The organism is Nostoc sp., assembly GCF_036917515.1.
Classification (GTDB): Bacteria; Cyanobacteriota; Cyanobacteriia; order Cyanobacteriales; family Nostocaceae; genus Nostoc.
Map to the genome: position 1 here is coordinate 1 of NZ_JBALDE010000022.1, position 7,747 is coordinate 7,747.

Sequence of the window (7,747 nt, forward strand, 5' to 3'; positions counted from 1 at the left end):
TTTTAAACTCAATTTATAACTTTGAACTATATGTTGTCCTAGTACAGAGTGAAGTATTTCGTGACCGTTTGGCTAAATTATCGTTCAAATCACACGGATAGCGTAGCGTAAAGCCTTTGGCATGGCTTCTCTTCGAGACGCTACGCGAACGCTTAGAGTGAGTCCGCGAGCGTCTGAACAAGAGGGTTTAAAACCTCCACTAAACTATTCGCGTAACGTCTCTGAAAGAGAAGATTTAGTGGGTTTCAATCAGTGGCGGGTCTGTAGCAAGATCCTGCAGGATATTCCTCACTATTGTTCTGACTCCTGAATTTGGAATTCTTCTTCAACCATAATTTATATAAGGAACAAACAATCAACACATCTGCGTCTGTGTTTATATCTCTCTGACAACATAGATACTAAACTAATTCCAACTAATAAAGTTCTGGAATTATATACTTTTTTGTCTATTCGTAACTGGATACTATTTCTTTGTTTTATCTTACTATGAAAATTATGCTGAAAAACTACTTGAACACTAATCAAGCGAGAATTTTTACTGCTTTGATTTTGACTGGTATTTTATCTGTTGCTAGTGGTTTAACACTTGTCAAAGGTGCGGCGGGCGCTTCTGCGAATTTATCTCTAGAAACAAGCAATGAAGTTCTTAAAGACAATATTAAACCAAACCGCTTGCCACGTCCAGTAGCTAATGCGGTACTGCGAGATTTAGCCCGCAGGCAGGGAATTTCTACTAGACAACTGCAAATTATTGACTACAAGCAACAGACTTGGCGTAATGGTTGCTTGGAACTGCCTCAAGCTGATGAATTCTGTACGCAAGCGTTAGTTCCTGGTTGGCGGATTGTGGTATCTAATGGCAAAGAAAACTGGATTTATCATACCAATAACAATGGGCGATCGCTACGTTTAGCTTCGGCAAATACTCCTTCAGAAAATCTGCCAAATCAATTACCTACATCTGTAAAAAATGCGGTTTTACAAGCCGCATCTAGACGTTTGCAACAGCCAATTTCTCAGTTAACCATTATTAAGGCTCAACAGCAAACCTGGAGAGATAGCTGTTTAGAATTAGCTAATGCTGATGAATTATGTACCCAAGCTTTGGTATCAGGCTGGCGGGTAGTTGTCGGTGCAGTTGACCAAACTTTGATTTATCATACCAATCAAACAGGTTCTGCACTCAGGCTGAATCAAAAGGCTAACGAAACTACACTGGAGCCTGTGCAAATTCCAGCTAGTGAGTTACCACCACCGTTAGATCGAGATATAGTATTTCGCCAAATCTCCAGTGGAGGTTTGGCTGGCAGAACCTATGAGACTGTTTTACTCAAGGATGGGAGACTGATTCGCGTGCGGATTGGTGATGCTAATGATTCTGAACGTAGTGTTCGCCGTGTTTCGGTGCAACAGGTACAACAATTTGTGCGATCGCTAAAACGTTCTCAGTTTAGTAAATTTCGGAATTTGAGTTACCCAGCCCCCAGTGGTGCTGCTGATTATATCACCTACACTCTCACCAGCCAAGAAGGTACGGTTCAGTACAACGATATTTCTCAAAACAACCTGCCAAAGAATTTACAGACAGCAGTCAAAGCCTGGAATCAAATTGTCGCCAGCGCACAATCATAAACTTCATAGAAAGCGACGGGAAACTCCATCCTGCAAGTGGCGTGGAGAGGGATAGTCGTCCCGTCGCTTGGGGCATTGGGGAGCCAGTGCGTTGGGGAGACAGTGCCGTGGGCGGGTTTCCCGACTTGAGGCGACTGTCGTCGGCAATGCCCGACTTGAAGCAACTGGCGTCATTGGGCATTGAGAACAGACAAGGTAGACAGGGAAGAGGGGGAGATAAGGGAGAGACTTGTAATAATTCACCCTTGTCCCCCCTGCTCTCCATGCCCGCTTATTTACGCCGTGCTGTACTAGCTACAGACTCGCTACTCTCTTATAAAGTGACGGGTTTCAAATTTCCCAAATACTGGCGATCGCACTATCTTGAAAAATCAACTTTCAAGATAGCGAAACTAATGAAAGGTGTTGACGGCAATATATTAGTTGGAATTCTAATCTAACTTACTGTTTTGTTAAATACCACATAGGATTAAAATTAAATATGAAAGCAACCATTAAATATAAAATTAAAGGTTTTATCTTTCTATTGCTGGAAACATTCTCTTTACTCAGAATCAGCAAAATAAATTAATAGTCCTGATTGAAGATGTTCTCGATAAGATTATTTTAAAATCAAAATGGCGCAGCAAGCCGAGAAAACGAATCTGTTATCAAGTACTTTAATCTCATACATAAGTTGCATGGAACAAGTAATTACTTCAATGGCAGATGCTTTATTAGTAACTAGTAATTCCGGGAAAATCAAGAAAGTAAATCGTGCTGCTCAAAAATTATTTGGTTTTGAAGAAAAAGAATTAATAAATCAACCAATATCACTAATTATTGATGACGAGCAAATTTTAATTCAAGCTATTTATAAAAATTTTTATTTAAAGCGTAATTACCAGAATATAGAAGTAGTTTGTCGAACCAAAACTAGAGAAAAACTGTTGATTGCTTTTTCTTGCTCAGTGATTCCAAAAAAAACAGAAGGGCTAGAAGATATTGTCTACATTGGACGGGATATTACTGCTTGGCAACGCCGAGAACAGCGTACAAGTGCCCAGTATTCTATTACTCGTATATTATCAGAATCACAGAGCATAAAACAGGGAATTCCACAAATTTTGCAGTCGATTTGTCAAAACTTGGGGTGGGATTTAGGCGAACTTTGGACACCAAGCCAATATATTGGCACTTCCGTACAAGGAAATAGTCTCAATGCAGTACTAAGGTGTGTGGAAATTTGGTCAAGTCGATTAGTTTCTGTCCGAGAGTTTAAAGCAATCACCTGGCAAGCTACCTATACACCTGGTGTTGGCTTACCTGGTCGAATTTGGATCGGACGTTTGCCTTTGTGGATTAAAGATATCACAGTAGATGGAGATAAAAGGCGATCGCTACCAGCGGCGGAGGCTGGATTGCACACAGCTTTTGGCTTCCCAATTTTAGACGATAGTGAAATCTTAGGAGTGATGGTTTTCTTTAGCCGTGATTTACTACCGAAAGATAAAGACCTATTGCAGATGATGGGTTCTATTGGTAGCCAAATTGCCCAATTTATTAAACGCAAACAAGCAGAAGATGCTCTTGTAGAAAGTGAAGAGAGATATCGAGATTTATTTGAAAATGCTAATGACTTGATTCAATCTGTCAATCCATCTGGTCGTTTTTTATATGTCAATCGTGCATGGCGAGAAACTTTGGGATATAGTGAAGCTGAAATTGTGAATATGAGTATTTTCGATATTATACATCCAGAATTTAAACAAAGTAGTTTGCAAAGATTTTATCGGGTGCTATCAGGAGAGAAGTTTGGGCAAATAATAACTATATTCGTTACTAAAGACGGTCAAACAATCTTTTTAGAAGGTAATATTAATTGTAAATTTGTTGAAGGTCATCCAGTTGCGATTCGCGGTATTTTTCGCGATGTAACCCAACGAGTAGCAGTAGAAGAAGCACTTCGCTATCAGCAGAAAGAAACCGAACGTTTATTGCTGAATATTTTGCCAGTCACAATTTTTAGAGAGGTGAAAGAACAACTAGATAGCATTGCCGAAGACTTTACTGATGTCACAGTTTTATTTGCAGATATCGTTGGCTTGTCTGAAATTGCTGCTTCTATGAGTGCAATTCAACTGCTCAATCTACTCAACCCAATTTTCTCAGTTTTCGATCGCCTCACCGAACGATATAGTTTAGAGAGAATTAGAACCATTAACAATGCTTATCTAGTGGTTGGTGGCTTACCTACACGCCGCCAAAATCGTGCTGAAGCGATCGCTCTGATGGCACTGGATATGCAAACTGCGATCGCTCTATTTAATACTGAGAATAACCAAAATTTCAGCATCCGCATCGGCATCCATAGCAGTTCGGTAGTAGCAGGAGTAATTGACCCAAACAAGTTTACTAATGAACTTTGTAAAGACACAGTAGACATCGCTAGCTGTATAGAATCCCAAGGGATTGCGGGTAAAATCCAGGTTACAGAAAACACTTATAAGTGCTTGTGTGATGAATTTGTATTTGAAAAACGAGGCGAAATTGAAATTAAAGGCAAAGGGAAGATAACAACTTATTTGTTGATTGGACAGAAGAAATGAGGGCATTGGGCATGGAGAAGAGACAAGGTAGACAAGGGAGAGACTTGTTCTATAATTCCCCCTTGTCCCCTTATCCCCTTGTCTCCCCTGCTCCCCTGCCTATTCCCTTAGTGAGTATTCGGAATCAGCCGACCACAGGGATAAGTCGCTGTTTGCTGTGAAGCACTTTCAGTAACTACTGCTGGAATCTGATCCAATGGTCGGGTTTTGGCTGCTAGATAGTCTTTTTGCAATTTCTCTAAAATAGCTTCTCGCCTGTCGTATATACGCTTCAAGGGACGAGGCTGGCATTTGTTTAACACATACGCACTCACCAGTGGTAGAGCGATCGTGCTATCGGTATAACAAACGATTGTGTTAGGTAACTCATCTGGGTCAATCTTACCCCAACTGACAGCTTCTGATGGGGTTGCTCCAGATAATCCGCCTGTATCTGGACGTGCATCGGTAAACTGCACAAAGTAATCGTGTCCTCGTTCTTCCAACCCCAAAACTTCGTGAAGTTGCGGTTGAGTTTGTAGCAAAAAGTTTTTAGGACTACCGCCACCAAGAATTACAGCCGCACTTTTACCTCCAGATTCACGGGCATTATATGCGATCGCTGCTGTCTCATTCACGTCAATTGATGGATCGATCACCAACTGCGAACCTTCCAATGCTAAAGCCGCCACGTTCATCCCAATTGAGCTATCTCCTGGAGAAGACGTATAAATTGGTACGCCATATTCATAAGCTGTAGCTAGCAAGCAGGAATGCTGCACACCCAATTGCTTTTCTACTTCTCGGACATATTTACCTAGTAAATGGTGAAATTCAGCCGTTCCCATCCGCTTTTGAAACGCTTCTCCTTGGAGAATCTTGCGGATGAACGCATCAGTTTCTAGTAGCACATCGTAACCAAAGATAATGTCATAAATGCGGATCGTGCCTTCTTGACGCAGTTTCACATCATCCAAAAACGGATTACCAGCAAAGAGTTCAAAACCCAAACCATAGTGCATGTCGTGGTAAAGATTTGCACCAGTACTAATCATCCAGTCAATAAAGCCGTTGCGAATTAAGGGTGCAAGCACTGAAACCCCAAATCCTGCTGGCGTCATCGCACCAGAGAGGCTAACTCCCACTGTGACACCTTCTGTTAGTACATCGCGACTCAGTAGTTGGCAGATTTCCCGCAACCGCGCTGAGTTGTAAGCAGTGAAGTATTGATCGATTAAATCCACTACATTGATATCATTTGATATTGGTGTAGGTGCAATTTTTTGACCCAGCTGTTTAGACATTTTGGCACTCCCGAACAGTAAACACGCCGAATCTAATGGTATCTAGCTTTCAGCCAAAGCAACACATCCTTGGGTAAAGACGCGACGCCAGTCGCTACAACGGGGGGAACCCCCGCAACGCACTGGCTCATGAATCGCGTCTCTACAAATAGTCTATTTATCGCATTCTTTTTTCAAATTGGTATGACCTCGCGGTGACAGCAGTTTGATAACACTGCCGTTACCGATTTGCTCCCCCTGTTTGAGCAGTACGGACTAGACGCACTCGGCATTCTTGAAGACGTGGAAATTGGTTTGTAACTTTTTTGGGTGGAATATGAGTCAATTTTGCTAAACTTTCAGTTAGCCTGAACTCATAACTCACCACTCAGGACTAATGCAAGATAGGCAAGAACAAATTTCGCAAGTGGTAGTGACTGCTGGGCAGATGCGCGATATTGAAAAGCGGATCTTTGCAGCGGGAATGCCTGTAGTTGCTTTGATGGAAAAGGTGGCGGGATTAATTGCTCGTCGCATTCCAGAGATTGTTTCAAACACCCCTTTGTTAAAGGGATCTTGTGTGGGAATTCTTGTCGGCCCCGGTCATAATGGTGGCGATGCTTTAGTCGTAGCCCGTGAATTACACTTTCGCGGGTATGAGGTTTGGATTTATTCTCCTTTTTCTAAGCTTAAGGAATTAACCTCGCAGCACTTGCAGTATGCCCAGAGTTTGGGCATTCCAATTTATCAAACAATTGAGCAACTGCCAGATTCTGATTTGTTGATTGATGGCTTGTTTGGATTTGGTTTAGAAAGAAACCTGACCGATCCCATTGCCTCTGCAATTAATCAGCTAAATGAATTGTCTGTACCGATTTATAGTATTGATTTACCTTCAGGTTTACACACCGACACAGGCGAAGTATTGGGAACTGCCATTCGCGCTACTCACACATTTTGCTTAGGTTTATGGAAACTCGCTTTCTTCCAAGATCAAGCATTGGAATATGTTGGTAAAACTGAGTTGATCGATTTTGATATTCCTTTAGCTGATGTAGAAGCCGTTTTCAAAGATGCACCTAAAATTAAACTTATTACACGAGCAAAGGCACTGACTACTTTACCTTTACCTCGTCCAGCAGTTACTCACAAATATAAAGAAGGACATTTACTGCTGATTTGCGGTTCCCGGCGCTATGCAGGTGGGGCAATTTTAACTGGTTTGGGTGCTAGGGCTAGTGGTATCGGGATGCTTTCGATTGCCGTACCCGAATCCCTAAAATCTCTTTTGGTGTCACATTTGCCAGAAGCGCTAATTATCGGTTGTCCAGAGACGGAAAGTGGAGCGATTGCCCACCTGCAACTACCAGAAAACACCAATCTGAGTTCCTTTAATGCGATCGCTTGTGGCCCCGGTTTAACACGAGATGCGACTCCCATTGTGCAAGAAGCGACCGACAGTGATCGCCTTTTGCTTCTCGATGCCGATGGTTTAAATATCCTGGCACAAATGGGAGCAATCGCCACATTAAAAAAACGTCAAGCAGTAACCGTACTCACACCCCATACTGGCGAATTCCAGCGATTATTTCCTGATGTCCCTGATGCCAAACATGACAAGATGAAAGCAGTACAGGAAGCAGCAACGCAAAGTGGGGCAGTAGTGTTATTGAAAGGGGCGAGAACTGCGATCGCCAACCCTCAACGTGGCATTTGGATTGTTCCTGAAAGCACACCCGCCTTAGCGCGTGGCGGTAGCGGCGACGTGTTAACTGGGCTACTGGGTGGATTGTTAGCGCAAGCAGCAACTAAACGGATTTCTGTAGAAGATATTGTGGCAACTGCCGCATGGTGGCATTCACAAGCAGGTATTTTAGCAGCCCAAGAGCGTAGCGAATTGGGTGTAGATGCGTTTACATTGACACAATATTTGCTAAAAACTCTAACTTAGTCAAATTCCTCGTTCCCAGTCGGAGACTGGGAATGTCATCCTAAAGGCGGAGCCTCTAATTTAAATAAAATCATGGGACGCAGCCGCTACCACGTACTAGGAACCCAGTCGCTACCAAAAAGGAACCAAAGGTCTGATTACTAACTTTACAGGTGGTAAACATAGTTTATCTTTAGACAAAGATTCAGCAGAATCTCAAGCCCAAATACTTTTACCACAATTATAGCAGTCGCCATCTTAGTTAGGACGTAGAATATATAGAGAAGTGATTGATTTCTGCATTCGTATGGCAAACCCTTACAGTTATGATC

At 42.3% G+C, this 7,747-nt stretch carries 5 protein-coding genes; 4 read left to right on the forward strand and 1 reads right to left on the reverse strand.

Annotation, left to right across the window (positions count from 1 at the left end; translation table 11 throughout):
• Positions 1-489: 489 nt before the first annotated feature.
• From V7K89_RS02730 to V7K89_RS02740, 3 genes are all read left to right on the forward strand, one after another.
• Positions 490-1,635, forward strand: a complete 1,146-nt coding sequence (locus tag V7K89_RS02730) for a hypothetical protein (RefSeq protein ID WP_335184221.1) — start codon at positions 490-492, stop codon at positions 1,633-1,635.
• A gap of 41 nt (positions 1,636-1,676) precedes the next feature.
• Positions 1,677-2,075: a hypothetical protein gene (locus tag V7K89_RS02735; protein ID WP_335184217.1), complete on the forward strand. Its 399-nt coding sequence runs from the start codon at positions 1,677-1,679 to the stop codon at positions 2,073-2,075.
• Between the two features lie 240 nt (positions 2,076-2,315).
• Positions 2,316-4,223 (forward strand): adenylate/guanylate cyclase domain-containing protein, encoded by a 1,908-nt coding sequence (locus V7K89_RS02740; protein ID WP_335184218.1) that lies wholly within the window; start codon positions 2,316-2,318, stop codon positions 4,221-4,223.
• A 107-nt stretch (positions 4,224-4,330) separates the two neighbouring features.
• On the opposite strand, the gene V7K89_RS02745 is transcribed toward V7K89_RS02740, so the two are convergent.
• Positions 4,331-5,506 carry a homospermidine biosynthesis protein gene (locus tag V7K89_RS02745; protein ID WP_335184219.1) on the reverse strand — a complete coding sequence of 392 codons (1,176 nt, stop codon included), beginning with the start codon at positions 5,504-5,506 and terminating at the stop codon, positions 4,331-4,333.
• A 376-nt stretch (positions 5,507-5,882) separates the two neighbouring features.
• On the opposite strand from V7K89_RS02745, the gene V7K89_RS02750 reads away from it, so the two are divergent.
• A complete protein-coding gene (locus V7K89_RS02750) occupies positions 5,883-7,436 on the forward strand; it encodes an NAD(P)H-hydrate dehydratase (RefSeq protein ID WP_335184220.1) in 1,554 nt (517 codons plus the stop codon).
• The last annotated feature ends 311 nt before the right edge of the window (positions 7,437-7,747 follow it).